Annotated in this window: 18 protein-coding genes; 9 read left to right on the top strand and 9 right to left on the bottom strand. The window is 57.7% G+C overall.

What is annotated here, in order from left to right; all coding sequences use genetic code 11:
• Positions 1-3: 3 nt before the first annotated feature.
• From D3871_RS22230 to D3871_RS22245, 4 genes are read right to left on the bottom strand one after another with little or no spacing between them, the layout of a single operon-like run.
• Positions 4-1320, bottom strand: coding sequence for a sigma-54 interaction domain-containing protein (locus D3871_RS22230; protein ID WP_119771204.1), 1317 nt, complete (start codon positions 1318-1320; stop codon positions 4-6).
• Positions 1317-4376, bottom strand: a complete 3060-nt coding sequence (locus tag D3871_RS22235; protein WP_119771205.1) for a peptidase domain-containing ABC transporter — start codon at positions 4374-4376, stop codon at positions 1317-1319. The genes D3871_RS22230 and D3871_RS22235 overlap by 4 nt, the downstream gene beginning before the upstream one ends.
• 19 nt (positions 4377-4395) lie before the next feature.
• Positions 4396-5148 (bottom strand): peptidylprolyl isomerase, encoded by a 753-nt coding sequence (locus D3871_RS22240; protein WP_119771206.1) that lies wholly within the window; start codon positions 5146-5148, stop codon positions 4396-4398.
• Positions 5145-5441: a hypothetical protein gene (locus tag D3871_RS22245; protein ID WP_119771207.1), complete on the bottom strand. Its 297-nt coding sequence runs from the start codon at positions 5439-5441 to the stop codon at positions 5145-5147. Before D3871_RS22245 ends, D3871_RS22240 begins: the two co-directional genes overlap by 4 nt.
• 149 nt (positions 5442-5590) lie before the next feature.
• Here D3871_RS22245 and D3871_RS22250 point away from each other — a divergent pair, with 149 nt between their 5' ends.
• The 5 genes from D3871_RS22250 to D3871_RS22270 all read left to right on the top strand — a co-directional run bounded on the left by D3871_RS22250 (position 5591) and on the right by D3871_RS22270 (position 12617).
• Complete coding sequence (locus tag D3871_RS22250) at positions 5591-6532, top strand: MYG1 family protein (RefSeq protein WP_119771208.1); 942 nt, start codon at positions 5591-5593, stop codon at positions 6530-6532.
• A gap of 96 nt (positions 6533-6628) precedes the next feature.
• Positions 6629-7867: an exonuclease SbcCD subunit D C-terminal domain-containing protein gene (locus D3871_RS22255; protein ID WP_119771209.1), complete on the top strand. Its 1239-nt coding sequence runs from the start codon at positions 6629-6631 to the stop codon at positions 7865-7867.
• Positions 7868-7873: 6 nt separating this feature from the next.
• Positions 7874-11617 (top strand): AAA family ATPase, encoded by a 3744-nt coding sequence (locus tag D3871_RS22260; protein WP_119771210.1) that lies wholly within the window; start codon positions 7874-7876, stop codon positions 11615-11617.
• A gap of 134 nt (positions 11618-11751) precedes the next feature.
• On the top strand, positions 11752-12075 hold the full coding sequence (locus D3871_RS22265) for a hypothetical protein (protein ID WP_119771211.1): 324 nt from the start codon (positions 11752-11754) through the stop codon (positions 12073-12075).
• A gap of 266 nt (positions 12076-12341) precedes the next feature.
• Positions 12342-12617 (top strand): hypothetical protein, encoded by a 276-nt coding sequence (locus D3871_RS22270; protein WP_147376871.1) that lies wholly within the window; start codon positions 12342-12344, stop codon positions 12615-12617.
• 681 nt (positions 12618-13298) lie between these two features.
• On the opposite strand, the gene D3871_RS22275 is transcribed toward D3871_RS22270, so the two are convergent.
• Positions 13299-13697 (bottom strand): VanZ family protein, encoded by a 399-nt coding sequence (locus D3871_RS22275; RefSeq protein ID WP_119771213.1) that lies wholly within the window; start codon positions 13695-13697, stop codon positions 13299-13301.
• A 307-nt stretch (positions 13698-14004) separates the two neighbouring features.
• Here D3871_RS22275 and D3871_RS22280 point away from each other — a divergent pair, with 307 nt between their 5' ends.
• Entirely contained in the window at positions 14005-15234 is a 1230-nt protein-coding gene (locus D3871_RS22280; protein WP_119771502.1) for a nucleoside recognition domain-containing protein, read from the top strand.
• Between the two features lie 22 nt (positions 15235-15256).
• Here the strand turns inward: D3871_RS22280 and D3871_RS22285 are convergent, their stop codons facing one another.
• The 3 genes from D3871_RS22285 to D3871_RS22295 all read right to left on the bottom strand — a co-directional run bounded on the left by D3871_RS22285 (position 15257) and on the right by D3871_RS22295 (position 18769).
• Complete coding sequence (locus tag D3871_RS22285; protein WP_119771214.1) at positions 15257-15481, bottom strand: hypothetical protein; 225 nt, start codon at positions 15479-15481, stop codon at positions 15257-15259.
• Between the two features lie 209 nt (positions 15482-15690).
• Positions 15691-16359, bottom strand: a complete 669-nt coding sequence (locus D3871_RS22290) for a LysE family transporter (protein WP_119771215.1) — start codon at positions 16357-16359, stop codon at positions 15691-15693.
• Between the two features lie 46 nt (positions 16360-16405).
• Entirely contained in the window at positions 16406-18769 is a 2364-nt protein-coding gene (locus tag D3871_RS22295; protein ID WP_119771216.1) for a penicillin-binding protein 1A, read from the bottom strand.
• Between D3871_RS22295 and D3871_RS22300 the strand changes: the two genes are divergently transcribed.
• Positions 18768-18971 carry a hypothetical protein gene (locus D3871_RS22300; RefSeq protein ID WP_119771217.1) on the top strand — a complete coding sequence of 68 codons (204 nt, stop codon included), beginning with the start codon at positions 18768-18770 and terminating at the stop codon, positions 18969-18971. The genes D3871_RS22295 and D3871_RS22300 overlap by 2 nt on opposite strands.
• Here the strand turns inward: D3871_RS22300 and D3871_RS22305 are convergent.
• Complete coding sequence (locus D3871_RS22305; RefSeq protein ID WP_119771218.1) at positions 18968-19294, bottom strand: hypothetical protein; 327 nt, start codon at positions 19292-19294, stop codon at positions 18968-18970. The genes D3871_RS22300 and D3871_RS22305 overlap by 4 nt on opposite strands.
• A 244-nt stretch (positions 19295-19538) precedes the next feature.
• Between D3871_RS22305 and D3871_RS31565 the strand changes: the two genes are divergently transcribed.
• Positions 19539-20687, top strand: coding sequence for a CBS domain-containing protein (locus D3871_RS31565; RefSeq protein WP_338016860.1), 1149 nt, complete (start codon positions 19539-19541; stop codon positions 20685-20687).
• A gap of 195 nt (positions 20688-20882) precedes the next feature.
• A complete protein-coding gene (locus D3871_RS22315) occupies positions 20883-21470 on the top strand; it encodes a hemerythrin domain-containing protein (protein ID WP_338016861.1) in 588 nt (195 codons plus the stop codon).
• Positions 21471-21540: the final 70 nt, after the last annotated feature.

A 21540-nucleotide genomic window follows, 5' to 3' on the forward strand; every position in this document is an offset into this window, starting at 1 on the left:
GCGCTACCGGCGCTGGATGGGCGTGTCGCCATTTCCGTCAGGCTGCACAGCCTGACGGCGAAAGTCCTTCGAATGAATGCCATGCTTTTTCAGCAGCATCTGCAAATGCGAACGGTTCATGTCGCAACGTCTGGCCAGTTCCGCCACCGTACCACCCACTTCCTTCAAACCTTTTTCCAGAAAGGCCTTTTCCGCCTCATCGCTGGCAATTCTCCTTGCGTCGCTCAATGAAGCGGGCGTGGCGTCCGGGATCGCGGTGCTTTCGTTTACCGTGGTCGCCGCAGTCTGGTTTTTCGGACGTATGTCGACCGGCAAGTGCACTGTATCGGCGGTTTCTCCGGCAAGACAGGAAAGGCGATAAATGAGATTGCGCAGTTCGCGTATGTTGCCGGGATAGGAATAAGACAGCAGGAAGGCGCGCAGCGCCGGCGACATTTTCACTGGGCGCCGCTTGAGCATTTCCGCCGCCTCGTCGCAGAAATAAGAGAACAGCAGCGGAATCTCATCCTTGCGCTCGCGCAGCGGCGGCAGGCTGACATGGATCACGCTCAGGCGATAGAACAGATCTTCGCGGAATGTTCCCTCTTCGCTGAGACGCCGCAGGTTCTTGTTGGTAGCGGCGACGATGCGGGCGTCGACGACGATCGGTTCATCCGAACCCACCCGCTGGATTTCGTGCGACTCCAGCACTCGCAGCAGCTTGACCTGACCGGGCAGCGGCAGTTCGCCGATTTCGTCGAGGAATATTGTGCCCTTATGCGCGCTTTCAAATTTTCCCTTGCGATCGTTCGCCGCGCCGGTGAATGCGCCCTTCTTGTGTCCGAACAGTTCAGACTCCAGCAGGTTGTCCGGAATCGCGCCGCAGTTGACGGAGATATACGGTTTGTCGGCGCGCGAGCCATTCGCATGGATCACTTTCGCCATCAACTCCTTGCCGGTACCGCTTTCACCATCGATCAGCACCGGCAGATCGGTCGGCGCCGCTTTTTCCGCGACTTCCAGCGCATCAAGCAATTCGGGGTTATCGCCAAACGTCCCTTCGAACACGAAGCTGCGTTCCAGCAAGGCTTGACGGCGTTGTCCCGGCAATTTTTCGGTCGGTTCGACTTCCGCGGCTGCAGCCTTGACGAACCGCTCCTTGTGAGAGAGTTGCAGGATTTCATCGCGCAAGGTGTTCGACTGACGCAGCAGCTTTTCGATTTCCGGCCGTTCCAGCCGCGACGCCCAGCGCAGGGTGGTACGCAGGATCTCGATCTTTTCGATCAAGCCCGCATACGACATCGCTGAACTGCCAGGTGTGCCAGGTTGAAAGAGTTTCATGCCGCGCTCAACTGCTTTTGCACCAGTTGGTAATACATGCCGCGCCGGTCGACCAGTTCGTCATGCTGCCCTTGTTCCACGATCGCGCCTTCATACAACACCAGGATCTTGTCCGCACGCATGATGGTGCTGAGCCTGTGCGCAATGATGACTGCGGTGCGGCCCTTCAGGATCTCGTGCATGTTGGTGATGATATTGCTTTCCGACTGGGTGTCGAGCGCCGATGTGGCTTCGTCGAAAACCAGCAGGCGTGGATCGTGATACAGCGAACGCGCGATGCACAGGCGCTGTATCTGTCCACCCGACAGGCCGGTACCGCGCTCGCCGACCGTCTGTTCGTAGCCGAGGGGCATCTTGGCGATGAAGCCGTGTGCGTCGGCCATCTTCGCCACTTCCTCGATACGCCGCCGATCCGGACTGCTGTCGCCGCTGGCGATGTTTTCCGCGATCGTGCCGGAAAAGACAAGATTGCTTTGCATGACATAACCGACTTGCGCCCGGTAATAATCCTTGTCGATCATGTTCATGTCATAACCGTCGATGACGATCTTGCCATCGGTGGGTGCATAGAACCCGACCAGCAGCTTGGCCAGCGTGGTCTTGCCTGAGCCGCTACGTCCGACCACGGCAACCAGTTCACCCGGCCTCATTTCGAAGCTGATGTTTTCCAGCACATAGGATGTTTCGTTACCGCCATACCGAAAATACACATTGTCGAATTGGATCGCGCCCTGCAGGTCGGGAATCACGATACGCGAAGGCAGATCGGCAGGTTTCTGTTCCGGTTCCATATCCAGCACATCACCCAATCGTTCCATCGCGACCGCGGCATCATTGAGCCTGCTCCACAAGCCGACCAGGCCCATCAGCGGAGCCAGCACGCTGCCCATCAGCGCATTGAATGCGATCAGTTGTCCGACGCTGAGTTCGCGCGCAAGCACGAGGTTTGCGCCTACCCACAGAATGGCAATCGTGGTGGCTGCATTCAGAACCTGGCTGCCGAGTGATACAAGGATGTTGAAGGCTTGGGCGCGATATTGCACGTCCAGCGACTTCGCATATTTCTTTTCCCATTTCAGGCGCACGGCGCGCTCTATTCCCATGCCCTTGATGGTTTCCACGCCGCCCAGCGTTTCCATCAGGAAGGCTTGTGCTTCGGTGGAAGTGGTGAACGCTTCACGCGCATAGTTCTTGATTCTCGGCGTGACAACCACGGTCAATACCATGATGGGAATGATGAAGGCGATCAGTACCAGTGTCATCCTGGCGTTGTATAAGAACATGATCGAGAAATAGATGAACACCATCAACAGGTTCAGTATGGTGGTCACCGTCGACTCGGTCAGGAACGCGCGTATCGTCTGGTTTTCCTGGAAGCGTGCAAGGATGTCGCCGGTCTTGCGTTTGGCAAAGAATGAATACGGCAGCGACATCGTATGACGGAAGAAATGCGACATCATGGCAAAGTCCATGTTGCGGACCATGAAGTTCGCCAGATAGGCCCTGATGGTGGTCATCAGTTGCGTGAACACGTTGGAGATGATGAGGCCGGCAATCAAGAGATGCAGCAGGCCGACATTCTGATGCACGATCACGCCGTCCAGGATGTTCTGAATGATCAGCGGCGGCACGAGACCGAGCATTTGAATCACGAAGGTCGCGACGAACAGATGAAAGAGAATTGTCTTGTAAGGCTTCAGGTAGGCAATGAAGCGCAGCCATGGCGAGCGCGTCGCGGCCAGCTCGGCCATTTCGGTGCCGGGTGTAAACAACAGGCAGGTGCCGCTCCATCCGCGCTCGAATTCCTCGACCGTCATCTTCCTGAAACCGAGTGCCGGATCGGCCACCCAAATGTTGCGCTTCGAGACGCCATAGACCACGACGTAGTGATAGCCTTCCCAGTGAATGATAAAAGGCAGCTCGAAGCCCAGCAGCGCTTCATAGGTGCATTGCACGCCGCGTGTCGTAAAACCCAGCGAATCGCCGACACGAGCCAGGCTGTCCAGCGTGGCACCCTGCGTCGTGACATTGGCCAACTCGCGCAGCTTGCCCAGCGTCATGGAGATCCCGTAATGCTTGCATAGCATTGCCAGGCATGCAGCGCCGCAATCCATTTCTTCGGCTTGCTCTATCAGCGGGAAGCGCTTGATGACGCGTTCGCCATGCTCTGGCTGGGTACGCAGGTCGAGCGTGACTGGACGCTTGCGCCGGTCCGCCAGTTTCTTTTGCCTGTGCAACTCTCTTTCTATGAACTGGATGCGCTCTTCCAACGCCTCGCGCAGTTTCGGATTGCGCTCGACGATTTGGTGGATCGTCTTTTCGGGAATCACCAATAGCGTGGTATCGGCATTGGCCGTCACTGTCGCCATCTGCTCCTGGCGCATGACGCAGGCTTTTTCGCCAAAGATTTCGCCATCGCGCAAGGTCGCCAGCGGATACTCTTCGCCTGCTTCGCTGCGTACGATCCTCACTTCGCCATGACGCACCACATAGAGCCGCCGGTCATCGCGCGTATCCTGCTTCAGGATTTCCTTGCCCGCACTCACGCGCTTGACGCCGACGCTGCGGATGAATTCTTCCAGCTCTTTTTTGTTAACCTTGCCTTTCAGATCGAACAGGCGGGCGACAAAGCCGCCGGCAGAACTGATCGCCACATAGCTGGTGACAAATGCATAAGCGGCGGGATTCTGCAGAATCACCGGCTCGATCGCCTGACGGGGAATGAACAGCAATTCGGTCTTCACCGACGCGCGCACCGACGACTCGTGCCGGTAGTCACGCAGCATGGCGACGTCGGCGAATACCTCGCCGACCTTGCGTACGCCCATGCTGATTTCTTTTCCTTGCTCTTCGGTAAAGATGCGCACCGAACCGGTCTTGATCACAAACAAGCCATGCGCCGGATCGCCTGCATTGCATACGGTGTCGCCAAAGGCATAGAAGCGCGACTCCGCCTGCGCGGCAAGCCTTTCAAGCTCGTCGCGCGTAAACGGCGACAAGATCTCTACGGATGAAAGGAATTCCGTAACCGGCTGGAGTTGTGATGGTGCATCCATGTGTGAGCCATTCCCGCCCCTACCGTGCTTCGATGATATGTTCCTGCGCCCGGCCTAGCAGCCAGTCCTCGCGCAATTGCCGCCGGATTTCTGCCGCGGCTTCCTCATCAAGCGTGGCCGGATGCTTTGCCGTGACGGTAAAGATTTCGAATTGCGACTTGTCATGCGAAGCAAACGGGCCCAGCAGGTCGCCGACCTTCGCATTGAAGACCCGCGCTTCGATATCGGTCTTGAGCGAACCGCGCAAAACCTTGCCGATCACGCCGCCCCGCTCCCGGGTGTCGGCGATCGAATGTTCGCGCGCCATCTCGGCAAAGCTGTCGGGATCGTCGCGCAGCACCGACATCATTTCCTTGGCTTTGCCTTCTGCATCGAGCACGATATGGCTGACTTCGATGCTGTCGAATTTCGGTGAATTCAGCTTGAAGTATTCTTCGATCGCACGCTCGTTGCAGACCTTTGCGATCATTTTTTCCTGGTACAGCGCATCGGTGATAAATTCCTCGAACTCATCCAGGCTGACACCGAGCGCGTCCAGGTACTGGTTCATGTCGGCCGCGCGGTGCAAGCCCTGGACCCGGCGGAACTGGTCCGCTCGTTCCTGTATTTCCTCGGCCGACACCGGAATCCCGCCCTTCTTCGCCGCATTCACCGTCAGCTTGTCGCGCACGATCTGTTCGACCAGACTCTCGAACTGGCCGCCGAGCTTCAGTATCCTGACGAAGTCATCGACATTGATGACTTCGTCATCGATTCGCACTATATCCGTCATCGCATCTGCTCCTCATGGGGAAGACCCAGCGCCGATGCAGCAAGGCTGCCGGAATCTGAAGTCGTGCCGCACGCGTGCAGCATTACTGCATTGAACATGCTTCTGGAAAAAACCACTGACACATTATCTACCGCATTAAACACAATAGTAAGTAAGTGCGGATGATCAAAGCTGTGTTTGCTCAAGGTCTTCTGCGGCAATTCTGCAATGTGCTTAATCACCGGAAAGTATGACTTGTGTCCGGCGATTTTCGTCGATTGGTAGCGACGCCTGCGGTTGTTCGACAGTAACATCCTCTACCCTGCCTGAAGGCGACATCGCGTCATTGCATGCAGGACGCTGTTGATTGACAATAATCCCGGTGCCGCTGCACAGCGCCGTCCATTCCCCCGTAGAATGGAGGCATGCCGTATTTCGGCTCTGACTCCATTCGACTTCTTCCATGATCATTGCAACACATTCAGGTAAATTTCACGCAGACGATGTCTGGGCGGCCACTGTGCTCAATATTCTCTTCCCCGGCAGCGAACTGATACGCACCCGCGATCCCGAAAAAATCCGGGCGGCCGATTTTGCAGTCGATGTGGGCGGCATTTGGGATCCGCAAGCCGGACGTTTCGACCATCATCAAAAAGGTTTCGCCGGCGCACGCGAATCGGGTGTCGTCTATGCCAGCGCAGGCCTGGTCTGGAAAACCCATGGCGCGCCTTGCGTGGTTGCGCTGGCGCGTTCCTCACTGCAAACCGAATTGTCGGATGAACAGGCGCAACAGATTGCCCATGCCATCGATGGCGATCTGGTCCAGTATCTGGACATGTCCGATACCGGGGCGGCAAAGAATGCGCCTGGCGGCTACGGCTTGTCAGCGGTGATTTCCGGCTTCAACCCTACCTGGATCGATGAACAGCAGGCGGCCGACGCAGCAGCCGCGGATGGATTGCGACTCTCTCAGTTCCGCCGCGCGATGGAGTTCATCGCCGACATTCTCGTGAATGCGGTGAAATACCGGGTCGGCGGGATGCTCGCGGTGGAACAGGTCCGCCGCTCCGAGCCGCTCGAAGACGGCGCCCTGCTATTTCTCGCCAACAGCGCCCTGCCCTGGGCCGCCATTGTTCGCAATGAAATGCCCAAGGTCCTGTTCGTGATCAGCCACAACTTGAGTGAACAGCGCTATATGCTGCATACCGTTCCGGCGACCGTCGATACGTTTGAAGCGCGCAAGGATTTACCGGCGCGCTGGGCCGGCCTGCAAGGCGCGGAACTGGCCGAAGTCACAGGCGTTGCCGATGCCGGCTTTTGCCATAACAACCTGTTTATTGCATCCGCCGGCTCGTTCGAAGGCGCGCTGACCATGGCGCGGCTCGCGTTGGCCGAGAAAATTTAATCGATCATTTCACCTCTGCCGCCATGCGCGGCGGAAATGCTATATTCGCGCCCACGCCGGCGGTATCCTGTCCGGCATCGTTGCGAAAGGATTCTGATGCGCCTGCTGCATACTTCGGATTGGCATCTCGGCCAGGCCTTGCATAATTACGACCGTGCACATGAACACGAGCGGTTTCTGGAGTGGCTGCTCGATACCATCGAAGAGCAGGCGGTCGATGCCTTGCTCGTTGCAGGAGATATTTTCGATAACGCCAATCCGTCGGCCGCATCTCAGCGTCAGTTCTATCGCTTTCTGCAACAGGCGAAACAGCGCGCACCTCAGCTCAACATCGTCATCATTGCCGGCAACCACGATTCGCCGGGCCGGCTGGAAGCGCCCCGACCTTTGCTTGAAGGAATGAAGATCACGATAGTCGGCCATGTGTCGCGCCTGCCCGACGGTACGATCGACCACACGCAACTGCTGGTGCCGCTGGTGCGGCCGGACGGCTCGGTCGGTGCATGGTGTCTCGCCGTGCCTTTCCTGCGGCCGGGCGACGTGCCGCGGGTGGAATCCGACGGCGATCCTTATATGGATGGCGTGGCGCTGCTCTATCGGCAGGTGCTCGATGGCGCGCTGGGGCGGCGCGAAGACGGGCAAGCCATCATTGCGCTCGGCCATTGCCATATGACCGGCGGCGAAGTCTCCGCCGACTCGGAACGCCGCATTGTCGTCGGCGGTGCAGAAGCGCTCTCTGCCAGAATGTTCGATGCGCCGGTCGCCTATGCCGCGCTCGGCCATCTGCACAAGGCCCAGCGTGTCGCCGGCTGCGAGCATGTGCGTTATTGCGGCAGCCCGATCCCGATGTCCTTCGCGGAAGTCGATTACGCGCATCAGGTACTGTGCATCGATCTGAACGGCGATTCGGTTGCCGCGATACGCGAAATCCGGGTACCGAGGTCGGTCGAACTGCTGCGCATACCGCGCCACCCCGGTACGATCGATGAGGCGCTTGCGGCATTGCATGCCCTCGACATTCCGCCGTTACCGGAAATTCACCGTCACGCCTATCTGGAAGTGCGGGTTCGACTGGATGGGCCGGAACCCGGCTTGCGCGCGAAGGTGGAAGCGGCACTGGAAGGAAAGCCGGTGCGTCTGGCAAAGATCGATACCAGCACCGCGCGTCGCGTTGCCGAGCACGCCGAACCGATACCGGTCGACGACCTCGACACGCTTCAGCCGGATGAAATCTTCAAGCGCCTTTATCAGGCGCGTTACGGCAGCGAGGTAAGCCCTGATCAGCTCGCCGCCTTTACCGAACTTCTGCTTGCGGCTGACCGCCAGCCATCCTGACACGTCATGAAAATACTCAAGGTTTGCGGCAAGAACCTGGCTTCGCTGGGAGGCGAATTCGCACTCGATTTTCAGGCCGAGCCGCTGCGCTCCACCGGCCTGTTCGCAATCTGCGGTCCGACTGGCGCCGGCAAGAGCACCCTGCTCGATGCGCTATGCCTGGCGCTCTACGATGCGACACCGCGTCTGGCGCGTGCGGGCAGCAAGGGCATAGGCTTGCCGGATGTGCGCGAGGAAACGCTCACACCGCAGGACACGCGGACCTTGCTGCGCAGGGGTAGTGCCGACGCTTATGCGGAAGTCGAATTTCTCGGCAACGACAATCAGACTTATCGCGCGCGCTGGAGCGTGCGGCGCGCACGTTCGAAAGGCGACGGCGCATTGCAGAATGTCGGTATGTCCCTGTGGCGCATGCCGGAGCTGCAGCAGATTGGCGGGACCAATCGCGAGGTCAAGGCTGAAATCGAGCTGCGCATCGGACTGAGCTTCGAGCAATTCACGCGCGCCGTGCTGCTGGCCCAGAACGAGTTCTCAGCCTTTCTGCGCGCCGACGACGGCGAACGCGGCGAGTTGCTCGAAACCCTGTCGGGCACCGCGATCTACAGCACGATGTCCAAGCGCGCCTATGAGCGCGCCAAGGTAGAGCAGCAGGCATTGCAGCAGCTCGGTCTGCGCCTGGCCGACCATGCGCCGCTGGAACAAGCCGCACGGGAAAATCTGGAACAGGAAGCCGTGCAGGCAAGTGCAGCGCTCGGCTTGCTGGAGCAGCGCAAGGCGGCGCTCGATCATGAACTGCGCTGGCATCAGGCATGGGAAACGCTGCGCGTTGGCGAACAGCAGGCGCGCGATGAAGTCGAAAGACTGGTCGGCGAACAGCTCGCCCTCGCACCGCGACGCCGTCATCTGTCCAGAGTGGAAAGCATACAAACAGCACGTCCGCTACTGCATGACCTCGAACGCGCTCAAGCGGCAATTGCCGCTGCCGGAACTGACATACAGGCCACCGAGCAGCAGCTGGAACACGCATTGCAGCAGCAAACGGAGGCTGCCCGGGCGCTGCACGATGCCGAACATGCGCTACGCGCAGCCGATGCGGCCCGTGCGGCTGCCAACCCAGACCTTGACAAGGCAAGATCACTCGACGCGCAGATCGAAGCGCTACAGCCTGAGCATGAACGCACTGTCGAAGCAGTCAGCAAGGCCCAGCGGGCCAAAGACGAAGCCGATGCAAGGTTGGCGGACAATCGCCGCCGCAGGCAACTCGCCGACGTTGAAAGACAGAAGGCCGAGGCCTGGCTGACGCAACACGCAAGCATGCAGGCACTGGCCGTGAACTGGTCGCGCTGGGACACGCTACTGGCACAAGCGGCAGACACCAGCCAGGAGCACGATGAACTTCGCGGAAAGTTTTCACAGTTGCATGCCGAACTGGACAGAAAAAAGTCATCGAGCGATGAAGCGCGTGCGCGGCTCGCATCGGCTGTCGATGCGGTGGTGCTTGCAACCCGCCATCGGGACGACACGTCACGGAATCTGGTGCGTGTCGACATTATCGGAGTGCGTGATGAACGCCGTGCGATGGAAGCGCGGCGTGATTTGCTTGAGCAGGCCGAGCGTTTGTGGCAAGCCGTATTTATAAATCAGGCGGCCTATGACGGACATGTTGCTAAAGTACAGACGCTGGCCAGCACCGTGCAAGAAGTCGAGGCCGAAAGTGCGGCGCTTAGCCAGCGTATTCCACCCGCCAAGGCGAGCCTCGAACAGGCTGAGCGATTGTTGCGCATCGCCCAGGCCGAATGCAATGAAAATGTGGAAGCACTGCGCGCATCTCTTCAAGATGGACAGCCCTGCCCTGTTTGTGGCTCCGCCGATCATCCCTATGCCGGGAGCGATCATCGGCTGCAGGCGGTATTGGCAGGCATCGAAGGAGAAGTCGCACGCAACCGGACTAATGTCGAACAGCTGCTGGAGCAGCATGCAAAAGCAGACGCCATCGTCGCGGAATCGCGGCGGCAATACGCGGCCTTGCTGCAACAGAAGGAGAGCGTCGCAACATCCTTGTCGCAAGGGCTCGCGCACTGGTCAGTACATCCGGTTGCCGCTGAGGCCGCCGGCATAGCGCCTGCCGCATGCGCCGAATGGATAAGGGGATTACGTCAGGCCTGCAAGCTCAAGCTGGACGCCATTTCCCAAACAGAGCTTGCGGCAGACCAGGCAGCGCAGGCGCGCGACCACGCGCAACAAGTGCTCGATGAAGCGTTACGGATGCAGGCCGCATTGAACGACGCAGCCGTTCGCGCAAATGCCGAAGCGGATTCCGCTGTCGCAGAATCGTCAAGACTGGCAGACAAGCGCGCCGATCTGGCTCAGCGGCTCGATGCCAATCTGCTTCAGCTTGACGATGCCTTTAACGACGGTGAATGGCGCAAAGACTGGCACTCCTCGCCTGCCGCTTTTCGGGTTGCATGCGCCGAACAGGTTCAGCGCTGGCTTTCCAGCCGCACCACTAGTGAAGATCAGGCCGCACGCATGGCAGAACTCGACCATGCCGGCATTGCGCTTGCGGACAGCCTCGCCAGATGCGCAGACGATCTGCAACAGATCAATGCACAACTTGCCGCTATCACGACGCTTTTGGGGGAAAAACGTGCTGCACGCGAAAACCTGTTTGATGGCCGCGCTGCAAAGGAGGTCGAAGCGACATTGTCCTTCGCACTGGAACAGGCCAGGACGCAATGCGAGCAGCATTCGCAAAATGTGCAGCAATGTGGGCTCAAGGCTGCACGCGTGGGCGAATCGCGTGATCAGGCACGGCAACGTCTTGCCGCGCTGGAGCGGGAAACGAAATCAAGCCAGGACCGTCTCGATGCGTGGATCGACGCCTACAACCAGCGTGCAGATCAACAGGCCGGACCACTGGATAGCGTGCAACTGGAAAGTCTGCTCATGCACGACGATGAATGGATTGCCTCGGAACGACGGCATCTGCACGAAGCCGATGCCGGACTGCATTCCGCCAAGGCCGTCCTCCAGGAACGACAGGAACGCCGTGCCGCACACGAACAGGCGCGCCCATCCACGGAATCGATCGAAGGTCTGCAGGATGCGATGGCCACATTGCGCACCGAACTCGATGGCTCAGCCGCACGCATGGCAGAACTGAAGCTCGCGATTGCCGATGATGATGCACGCCGGCTCCGATCGGCGGCAATGCGCGATGAGCTCGAGCGCCAGCAGGCAAGCACGCGATTATGGAGCCAGCTGGGCGAACTGATTGGTTCGGCCGATGGAAAAAAATTCCGCAACTATGCACAGCAATTCACGCTCGATGTCTTGCTCGGCTATGCCAATCGACATCTCGCCGAACTGGCGCGCCGCTATCGGCTAGAGCGTATCGCCAATACGTTGGCGCTGATGGTGGTGGATCAGGACATGGGCGAGGAAGTGCGTTCAGTGCATTCGCTATCGGGTGGAGAATCTTTTCTGGTATCGCTTGCACTCGCGCTGGGTCTGGCGTCTTTATCGTCGAATCGCGTACGGGTCGAGTCCCTGTTCATCGACGAAGGATTCGGCAGCCTCGATGCAGATACGCTGTCGGTTGCAATGCAGGCGCTTGATGGTTTGCAGTCCATGGGGCGCAAGGTGGGCGTCATTTCACATGTGCAGGAAATGACGGAAAGAATAGCGACCAAGATCATAGTGCGCCGCGTTGCCGGCGGCAAAAGCATCGTCTGTATTGAAGGGGCTTAGCGCATCATCAAACACGATCGCGTTACGTTGCAAACGTTACATTTCTTAACACGACGACAATGAATCTTTCGGAGGAGAGCTGTCTGATTCAATGACACGACGATGTCATCTTTATCTACTCTGAAAGCATACGCATGAATAAATTGATCGCTACTCTCTTGACAGGCTTGTTTGCAACTTCCGTGTTCGCTCAGGCGACCAACACAACAACTACGACGGCTCCCACCACCGGCATGAGCTCGGGTGCATCGACCACGCTCGAAACACCGGCATCGAAGGCTGATATCAAGGCGGACGCCAAAGCAGAGAAGGCAGACGCCAAGGCTGACGAGAAGGCGGCCAAGGCCGATGCAAAGGCACAGAAGAAGATCGCAAAGGCAGATGCCAAGGCGAAGAAAGACAAGGCCGAAGCGAGTGTAGATGCTGCCGAAAAGAAGGCGGACGCGCAATCCAAGTAAATGCGTTGTTGACACAATTGCAGGAATAAAAAAGGCAGGCATGGTCCTGCCTTTTTTATTGCATGCACGCACATGCCCACAAAATTTTCTTTGCAAACATTCAGTCAATACGAGCAGCGCTCGGTTCTTCAGTTCGCATAGAAGATGATGAACACCGACCCGACAGTCATCGGATATACAGCGATTTCACTCCGCATGCACAGTGAATTTCTCTGCTTACATATTGCACCGCGACTTGTTCCCTCTGCCGTTGGACCTATACTCGATTGACTGAACTCGCGGAGGTAGACGTGGACAAGTACCGGATTCTTGAGCGCATGATGCATAACGAGAATGAGGCAGTGGACACCGATCTCTATTGCATTTCTGCATTACTCGCCGAGCGCCTGGCAGAAATTTCCCCAAAATTAAGTTCTAGCGAGATGGAGCGCTTCATTGAAATAGGCGCTGCGATATGTCGTTACGGACATCGGGAATTCGGCGCGAGCGTTCCGGTCGAAGACTTATTTCCCCAGAGTGAAATCTGGAGCAATCTGCGCTGATTTTCCTTGTGGTGCGGATTGAATTTGATGTCTATGTCGCGCACGGCCAACGACTCTTCCAAAGTCGTTGAAAAAACGTCAATCGCGTTTTACACCGGACCTGCGCAGGCATATACTCAGTTTTGTGCACTGCACTGCACTGTAGCGAGGTCAACATGCAAAAGTCGTTTTCCCGTTCGTCGCCAACCAAGGTTCTCCCTGTCGGCGATATTCCGCCAAGCGCTCCAGCCTTGTTCGAGTCTGATCGCTCGGATCGCCCCGAAAAACTGACGCGTGAAGATGTATCGCGATGCATCAATATCTGGGCCAAGATGTACCGCCTAAGTGATGATGACACCAGTACCGCAGATCTATGCATGCCGCCGCGTACATGTATCGGTAGAAGTCCCGATCGCCTTAAACGCTTTGATTAATTGAAAGCGATATAACCGGCCATACCTGACCGGACTACCGGGAGGGGATACGCTGGACGGCGACATGCTTCGCCCCCTGACGGTCCACTACCGATCCCGCTCCTTAACATGACGAAGAAATCAATGGATTTTTTCGATTGCAAGGCGCAGGAAGAGCCAATAACGGTGCCTATTAGCGAAGAGTGCGACGCAGGCAGGCGGCTCGGCGCCCCCCGGAAAAAGACGCAGTTTCATGTCCCGTTAGGGGGCAGGATTGGCATACCACCTGCTAAGGCGCCGCAACCCTGCGGCGAATCACCGGCAATATTGCCGATAGCAGCGCCGACATGACAATGCCGGCGCTTGCGTCCACAGACCAGTCTCCGATCGCTGCGCGCCGGTATGGCAAGAAGCTCTGCACATATTCATCAAGCGCGCCCATCATCGCAATCAGAATCACGGTTCGCGTTCCCTTGAACGCGCTCTCTCCTTGAAATCCGGTGAATAACAAAAAAGCAATCGCTGCATAAGTGACAAAGTGGAGTACCAACCCAGTTGCGTACTCCCCTACTTCCCCCCGCGCGCCCGGGATCGATCCAAAGACCAGAACGGCCATATAAAGAAAAATGGCCAGCCAAAACCGATGTTTCCGGAAGTGCTCATCAATAAACAGTGATGTTGGATTCATTGTTCTATTGGATTAATCATAAATCGTAAAGCTTATTGCCCAACAACGAATGTGGCTTGGGCATTGCGCAAACTCCTTTGATAAAGAATACGTGCATTCATTGCTCACGTATCTCGTCAAGTAGTCCGCTTTATCGTATCCTGAGCGCCCCCTCATGCCTGAAGGCATGATTACACCATTGCACGTCATATTATTTCCGGCGTGTCGATGGAGGGGCAGCAGATCATCATTACCGGTGGTCATGCTCTGGCCCTGCGGCAGTCGTGCCGAAGCAGGTGTGACACACGAAAGTTTCGAAGGAATATGCATGCTCAACGGGTTGTGGCTGGGCTTTTTTGTCATCGCGGCATTCAGCGCATCGGCGCGCTGGTTGCTGGGTGGAGAATCGGCTGTTTTTGCGGCAATGGTAGAAAGCCTGTTTGCCATGGCCAAATTGTCGGTCGAGGTAATGATTCTGCTGTTCGGGACGCTGACGCTATGGATGGGATTTCTTCGAATTGCAGAAAAGGCAGGACTGGTCGATATACTGGCGCGTTTGCTCTCGCCACTGTTCCGACGTCTGATGCCGGAAGTCCCAGACCGTCATCCGGCTCTTGGCTTGATCACGCTCAACTTTACCGCCAATGCCCTGGGACTCGACAATGCCGCAACGCCGATGGGTTTGAAAGCGATGCGAGCTTTGCAAGAGCTGAACCCGAATTCCGGCACGGCAAGCAATGCCCAGGTACTGTTCCTAGTGTTGAATGCGTCTTCATTGACCCTGCTTCCGGTGTCAATCTTCATGTACCGGGCACAACAGGGTGCCAGCGATCCAACCTTGGTCTTTCTTCCCATTTTGCTGGCAACTACGGCGTCCACGCTTGCCGGATTCCTTTCGGTAGCCTTCGTGCAGCGTATCAAATTGCATGACCCGGTTGTGCTTGCCTGGCTGTGCGGTGCCGGACTGGCGCTGTCGGCCGCAATAGCCACGCTTGCAGGAATGTCAGCAGTTGCCTTGGCCGCCCTGTCTTCGCTCCTTGGCAATCTGGTCTTGTTCAGCCTAATTGTGGTCTTTGTGGTGTTCGGCGCGCTGCGCAAGGTGCCGGTATATGAAAGCTTCGTCGAAGGTGCCAAGGAAGGCTTCGACGTGGCCCGTAACCTGCTGCCCTATCTGGTCGCGATGTTATGCGCAGTCGGCGTGCTGCGTGCCTCAGGCGCGCTGGATATGTTACTGGAGGGATTACGCTACCTGATCCAGGTTGCCGGCTGGGATACGCGCTTTGTCGACGCGCTGCCGACCGCCCTGGTCAAGCCGTTTTCAGGTAGTGCCGCACGCGCGATGCTGATCGAATTGATGAAGACCAGCGGCGTGGACAGCTTTCCCGCTCTGGTTGCAGCCACGGTGCAAGGCAGTACCGAAACGACTTTTTACGTGCTCGCCGTGTATTTCGGCGCAGTTGGCATCCAGCGAGCCCGTCATGCGGTTACTTGCGCACTGTTGGCGGACGTCGCGGGCGTCATGGCGTCGATCGGCGTGTGCTACTGGTTCTTTGGATGAATGCGCCGGGAATCGGTTATCTTCAACGTGCACGGGAAAGAATCACCAGCCAGCGGCGCAGTACCAGCAATTCCAGGTGGCCGGCTTCCACGCCTGTGCTGCAATCGAGGACTGGATTCACTTTGTAATAACGTTTACGGAAATCGTGGCAGACAAACAGTTCACGCTTGCCGAAGCGTACCAGGAACGAAGTGGGAGCGTATTCGAGACCAAAACGCGGGCTGAAAGAATGATTCAGGTGAGCCATGATGATTCTCCTTTTTCCGAAAGCGTGAATGAGCAGTTACTGTAGCACAAGTACTGTATAAATAAACAGTAATTTCGATAAGTCACTTTACCTGTAGTAAGTGGCTGCTGTAATTAACTAGTTCCGGAAAGAAATAATCAGGCTGCAATTGCCCTTGGATTGACGGACCGATGAACGCCACGCGCAACCGTGAAGCGCCGGCTGGATGCTCAAGAAGATCGAACGGCGGCAGGCTTTTCAAGCGCCTTGTCGTTGTGTGTCTGCGAAGTCAAATCGCGTAACGAAGCAAGGGCAAGCGCAAGAAAAGCGACCGCGCACAGCTTGTAGGTGAGCTTGACCCATGTGCGGGATGCATTCCGAAACAGGCGCGCAATGACCGCAGCGCAAAAAAATGCCCACAGCACTGACGCCATCATGAATCCGGAAAAGAATACTGTGTAGTCCACATAGCCTGGCTGTTGAATGCCGACAGCACCCATTGCGCTGCCGATGGCAGCCCAGAATGCGAGGTTTTGCGGATTGGTCAGGGATAGAGTAGCCCCAGAGCGCAGCGCGGGACGTGAAGAGGCCCTCGGCGATGGCACAATTGAAAATTCCCGGCTCGCCGCGATCCAGGCATCTCTTGCCAGCCAGAGTAAATAGATTGCACCGGCCAGACCGATCGGCAAGCGCAACGCCTCAAGCTGAAGCAGCATGCCAACGCCGACCAGTCCCAGCACAGCCCAGGTAGCGTCTCCTACCAGCGATCCGACCTGAACCTCAAACGCTGGCCGGAAACCTCCCCGCACGCCTTGACGCACCGTTTCTGCAAACACCGCGCCGGGTGCGGCGTTAAAGACAAGCCCCAGCAGGAAAGCCGACAGAAAAAGACCAATCATGTTGATAGCGCGTAGTGGATAGTCGTGTGAAGTATCTCAGTAAAAACTAGTTTCCTCCTCTGTACATATTGTCATCCAGCGGGGTGCTCGGCTTTTGCACCGGTGCGGTCGATGGCGACGGCGCCGGCCCTGCGGGCCGGTTGCCAAACAGGCGCTCCCAGAAACCGCGGGTGTCTTCGACACCCACTGCCGAGACGCCATTGCCGTTGACGTACTCCTTGTACATCCAGTCGCCCTCCACCTGCGCAATACCATCCGGCAGGCCTCGTTCGAATGGCGCCTTGCCTTTCAATGCAGTGCGCATGTAGTCGATCCAGATCGGCAATGCCACCGTGCCGCCGAACTCCCTGCCGCCGAGCGAGCGCGGCTTGTCGTAACCCATCCATGCGACGCCGACCGTGTTGCCGCCATATCCGGCGAACCAGCCGTCCATGGCGTCGTTGGTCGTACCGGTCTTGCCCGCAAGGTCGCGCCGACCGATTTTCTGGCTGGCTGCAAAGGCGGTGCCGCCATTGATCACATCGCGCATCATCGTATCCATGATGAAGGCATTGCGGCCATCGAGTACGCGGTTTGCCTCGTCGCCGGCCTTGACCGGGTTGGATTCGGTCAGCACATTGCCGCGGTTATCGACGATCTTCTGGATCAGGAAAGGCGTCACTTGATAACCGCCATTGGCAAATACCGCATACCCCCTTGCCATTTGCATGGGTGTGACGGACCCGGTGCCAAGCGTCATGGTGAGATTGGCCGGATGCTTGTCCTGATCGAAGCCGAAACGGGTCAGGTATTGCTGTGCAAAGCCCGGCGTGATCGATTGCAGGATGCGGATCGACACCAGGTTCTTGGATCGCTTCAGCCCGGTACGCATGGTGACCGGCCCATCGTACTGGCCGTTGTCGTTCTGCGGCTCCCACGACTGTCCACCGGTTTCGGAAGCATTGATGATGAGCGGGACATCGTTGACCAGCGTACCCGGCGAGAAGCCTTTTTCCAGCGCGGCCGAATAGATGAAAGGCTTGATGGTGGAACCGGGCTGCCGCCAGGCCTGATTGACATGGTCGAACTGGTTGAAGGCGAAGTCGAAGCCGCCCACCATCGCGCGCAGCGAGCCATCCTGGGCGTCGAGCGAGACGAATGCGGCCGACACCTCCGGCATTTGCGTAATTGCCCATTTCTTTTTGGCGTCGCGGATTACCCTGATCACGGCGCCCCGGCGAATCCGGTTCTGTCCCTTGCTGGTCAGCGCGGAGGAGGCAAAGCGCAGGCCTTCGCCGGAGATTTCGATATCGTCGCCGGACAGCAGATCCGCACGCACGAGCTTGGCCGATGCCGAGGTCACCACCGCGGATTGCAGTTCGTCGCTGTCCGGGTACTTGAGCAATGCTTCCGACACGGCTTGCTGCCGCTCGTCTTCATCCGCCGGCAGATCGATGAAAGCTTCCGGGCCGCGATAGCCATGCCGACGCTCGTAATCCATCACGCCCCGGCGCACGGCATTGTAGGCCGCATTCTGGTCCGCGCTGTTCAGCGTGGTGTAGACGCTGTAGCCATGCGTATAGATGTCGTCCTTGTATTGCGCATACATGTACTGGCGCACGGCTTCGGCGGCATGTTCGGCATGGGTGCTGTAGCGGCGGCGGTCGCTGCGCACCACCAGTTTCTCCTGCGATGCGCGCGCATATTGCTCGGGCGTGATATAGCCGAGTTCACGCATGCGCTTGAGGATGTATTGCTGGCGTTGGCCGGCACGGGTCGGATTGACGATGGGATTGGCGCCGGCGGGCGCCTTCGGCAGGCCGGCCAGCATTGCGGCTTCGGCAATCGTCAGGTCCTTGACTGCCTTGCCGAAATACACGCGCGCAGCGCTGCCGAAACCATAAGCCCGCTCACCCAAATAAATCTGGTTCATGTAGAGCTCGAGGATCTGGTCTTTCGTCAGATGCCGCTCGATTTCGTAGGCGAGCACGATTTCATGGATCTTGCGGCCGTAGGTTTTCTGGCGCGACAAGAAAAACGTCCGTGCTACCTGCATCGTGATGGTCGAGGCGCCTTGTGCCCGGCTTGAACGAAGATTGGCCAGGCCCGCGCGAATGACGCCGATATAGTCGACACCGCCATGTTCATAAAAACGGTCGTCCTCGATCGACAGCAATGCCTTTTTCATCACGTCCGGCATTTGGGCGATCGGAATGAAATCACGCCTTTCCTCGCCAAATTCTCCGATCAGCACTTCATCGGCGGTATAAACACGCAGCGGAATCTTGGGACGGTAATCGATCAACGCGTCAAGCGACGGAAGGTTGGGCGTAACGAACAGCGTCACGTAACCGAAAACAAGCAGGCAGACCAGGATGAAGGCCGCAAACAGGACTGCGCCGACCTGCAGCAACCGGCCGGACAGCGGCATGCTCGACGATTTGCGCGATGAAGATGAAGTGCGCGACTTTCTGGCCAACGTTATCCCCTTTTTGAATTTCTCAGGCAACGCCACTTTAACAGGCATTGAACCCGGGGATGTAACGCGTTGTTACGACAGGTGCGCGATGCGGCGCGCACCTGTCTGCAGCCGGGAAGGCTGCGTTTCAGAGCAGATAAGGATTAGCGATTAATGAAGATGTTGTTTCAGAGTGGAAATGGCCTTGCGGGCTTGGCGTACCGCATTTTGCAGTTGCACGTCCACATATTCGGTCTGGCTGCATGCCTGCATCGCGCGATCACCGATTTTTTCCAGTTTGGATACGCATTGCCGCAACTGGTCCGGACCCTGGCCCTGCTCGGCAACCTGACTTGCATGATCGGACTCCCGCTCGAGCTCACTCAGGCAGGTACGCAGACGGTCCGGCACATCACTGCTCATTTCACACATCTGTGCCGCGTTGTCGATACATTGTTCCACTTGAGAAAAGCGCTCTTTGAGCTGTGTTGCTTGCATAGCATCTCCTTTGAATGCAACGATGGATGCCGTTTGGTACTTGTCCCTTTTGTTAGTTCCGGATATCGGTAAATTTCTATAAAGAGAAAAATGCAAGCCGGCACAACGTCAGTGTTTGTACTTTGTACATTTTTTCGGTAAAGATGAATACCGGTTGCCGCCTTGCCGGCAAGATTGCACCTGGAGGGCGATGGCAGGCATCTTGCACGTCATTTCAGATGTTTTCGCAGTTAAGGTGCATGCCGTGAAACCCCATCCTTTTCGTGACCGCCGTGATGCCGGACGTCAACTTGCCGCCGCTCTCGCCTTTCTCAGATCCAGCCGGCCGGTCGTACTCGCCTTGCCACGTGGCGGCGTACCGGTTGCCTATGAAGTGGCCATAGCGCTCGACGCACCGCTGGACTTGCTGCTGGCACGCAAGATTCCTGCGCCGGGTTTTTCAGAGTTCGGCATCGGGGCTGTAGTTGACGGCGATCCGCCGATCCGTGTTCTGAATCGCGCTGCGGTGGAACGTCTCCAACCCTCGACGGAATATCTGGAGGCCGAAGTGCAGCGTCAGCTGGCGGAAATTGCCAGGCGACGGCTGGCTTATTGCGGCGAACGAGCGCCGATATCGGTAATTGGCCGCAATGTGATACTGGTCGACGATGGCGCCGCGACCGGGGGCACGATGAAGGCGGCGTTGCGCGCATTGGCGGGCATGCGCACAGGCAAACTGGTATTTGCCTTGCCGGTCGCCCCCTCCGATACCCTATCCAGCCTGCAGGCTGAAGCCGATGAGGGCATCTGCCTGGTCGTGCCGCCAGGCTTTCGGGCGGTCAGTCAGTATTACGACGACTTTGCACAAACCGGCGATGACGAAGTGACGGCCCTGCTGGCCGCGGCCGCCAGTCGCGAACTCGTTGGTGTCGCCGCCATGGAGAACGTGATGAAAACCCTAGCGCAGGCCATGACGCATGACGTCAGTATCGTGGGGCCGCACGACAACGTGCAGCGCGCCGCATTGATCATGAGCGACTGGGATGTCGGCGTGCTGCCGGTATGCGACGGGCAACGCCTGATCGGCATGATTACCGAACGCGACATTGCACTGCAGACAGCCGCCGGCAGGACTGCTGAAGAAATCCGGGTCGCCGATGTCATGACCGATGAAGTGGAATGGTGTTTTGAAGACCAGGACACCGCCGAGGTCCTGCAGCGAATGAAAGAGCTGCAGCTGTCTCGCATTCCCGTACTTGACCGTGACATGCGGCTGGTCGGCATGGTGGCACTGAAGGATTTGGCACCGACTGAGGACGTGCCTGCCGAGCCATCTGCCGCGGGTGACGAAGAAGGCAAGGAAATCGTACGCCTGCGCCGGCCGCAATCGGACCAGGCCGATGGCTGGTTTTGACCTGATTGATTCCATGCACGTGGTCGACAATATGCGGGCGGGCTTGGGAAGGCTGCCCGATCAGCGTCAACGCGCGCAAGTCATTGCCGAATTGTAGCGAAGTTGCAGAATGCGGCGCGCAGGTATGTTGTTTGCAAGGGTGTGCAGTTCTCTGCATGCCCATATCAACAACGAGCAACAATGAAGGAGATCATCATGATGAAATCGTTCACCGACAGGATGTCGCCAAGCATTACCAACATGATCCGCATGGACCATACCTCGGTACTGGAAACTTTCCATCAGTACGAAATCAGCAGCAGCCCGCAATTGAAGAAAGCCCTGGTCAGCACCGTCTGCCTCGCTTTGGAAATTCATGCGCAACTGGAAGAAGAAATCTTTTATCCGGCCATGCGCGATCTTGCCGACGACACATCGCTCGTCGGAAAAAGCCTTCCCGAGCATAACGAAATACGGCGCCTGATCGGACAGCTGCATACAATGCAGCCGGCCGACCCGACCTATGATCAGACCTTCATGGAATTGATGCGCAATGTACTGCACCATGTCGCCGATGAAGAAACCACGCTGCTGCCGGATGCCGAACGTCTGCTGACCGACCGGCTGGGCGAACTCGGCATGCAGATGACCAAACGGCGCATGCAATTGATGGCGCCGCGCGTCGGCGAAATCGCGTCCAATACCGCACGTTCGCTGCCGACCAGTTCCATGCTGGTCGCCGCCGGTGCCGTACTGGCCGGGACCTATTTCGCAAAGCGGGCGATGGACCATCGTCATCACTGACACGCGTGCACGATGGCGATTGCCCCGAACAATAGTCGTGTGCTACCCGGACGTCCGCAATCAGGCGCCC

It is taken from the genome of Noviherbaspirillum saxi (assembly GCF_003591035.1).
Classification (GTDB): domain Bacteria; phylum Pseudomonadota; class Gammaproteobacteria; order Burkholderiales; family Burkholderiaceae_D; genus Noviherbaspirillum; species Noviherbaspirillum saxi.

What these genes read in the sequence shown, in the direction of transcription:
- D3871_RS22290 (WP_119771215.1), bottom strand. Translation starts at nt 16,359, where the DNA reads ATGATTGGTCTTTTTCTGTCGGCTTTCCTGCTGGGGCTTGTCTTTAAC.
- D3871_RS22250 (WP_119771208.1), top strand. Translation starts at nt 5,591, where the DNA reads ATGATCATTGCAACACATTCAGGTAAATTTCACGCAGACGATGTCTGG.
- D3871_RS22285 (WP_119771214.1), bottom strand. Translation starts at nt 15,481, where the DNA reads ATGGCTCACCTGAATCATTCTTTCAGCCCGCGTTTTGGTCTCGAATAC.
- D3871_RS22305 (WP_119771218.1), bottom strand. Translation starts at nt 19,294, where the DNA reads ATGCAAGCAACACAGCTCAAAGAGCGCTTTTCTCAAGTGGAACAATGT.
- D3871_RS22295 (WP_119771216.1), bottom strand. Translation starts at nt 18,769, where the DNA reads ATGCCGCTGTCCGGCCGGTTGCTGCAGGTCGGCGCAGTCCTGTTTGCG.
- D3871_RS22230 (WP_119771204.1), bottom strand. Translation starts at nt 1,320, where the DNA reads ATGAAACTCTTTCAACCTGGCACACCTGGCAGTTCAGCGATGTCGTAT.
- D3871_RS22260 (WP_119771210.1), top strand. Translation starts at nt 7,874, where the DNA reads ATGAAAATACTCAAGGTTTGCGGCAAGAACCTGGCTTCGCTGGGAGGC.
- D3871_RS22275 (WP_119771213.1), bottom strand. Translation starts at nt 13,697, where the DNA reads ATGAATCCAACATCACTGTTTATTGATGAGCACTTCCGGAAACATCGG.
- D3871_RS22315 (WP_338016861.1), top strand. Translation starts at nt 20,883, where the DNA reads ATGATGAAATCGTTCACCGACAGGATGTCGCCAAGCATTACCAACATG.
- D3871_RS22280 (WP_119771502.1), top strand. Translation starts at nt 14,005, where the DNA reads ATGCTCAACGGGTTGTGGCTGGGCTTTTTTGTCATCGCGGCATTCAGC.
- D3871_RS22300 (WP_119771217.1), top strand. Translation starts at nt 18,768, where the DNA reads ATGCTCGACGATTTGCGCGATGAAGATGAAGTGCGCGACTTTCTGGCC.
- D3871_RS22255 (WP_119771209.1), top strand. Translation starts at nt 6,629, where the DNA reads ATGCGCCTGCTGCATACTTCGGATTGGCATCTCGGCCAGGCCTTGCAT.
- D3871_RS22235 (WP_119771205.1), bottom strand. Translation starts at nt 4,376, where the DNA reads ATGGATGCACCATCACAACTCCAGCCGGTTACGGAATTCCTTTCATCC.
- D3871_RS22265 (WP_119771211.1), top strand. Translation starts at nt 11,752, where the DNA reads ATGAATAAATTGATCGCTACTCTCTTGACAGGCTTGTTTGCAACTTCC.
- D3871_RS22245 (WP_119771207.1), bottom strand. Translation starts at nt 5,441, where the DNA reads ATGTTACTGTCGAACAACCGCAGGCGTCGCTACCAATCGACGAAAATC.
- D3871_RS22240 (WP_119771206.1), bottom strand. Translation starts at nt 5,148, where the DNA reads ATGACGGATATAGTGCGAATCGATGACGAAGTCATCAATGTCGATGAC.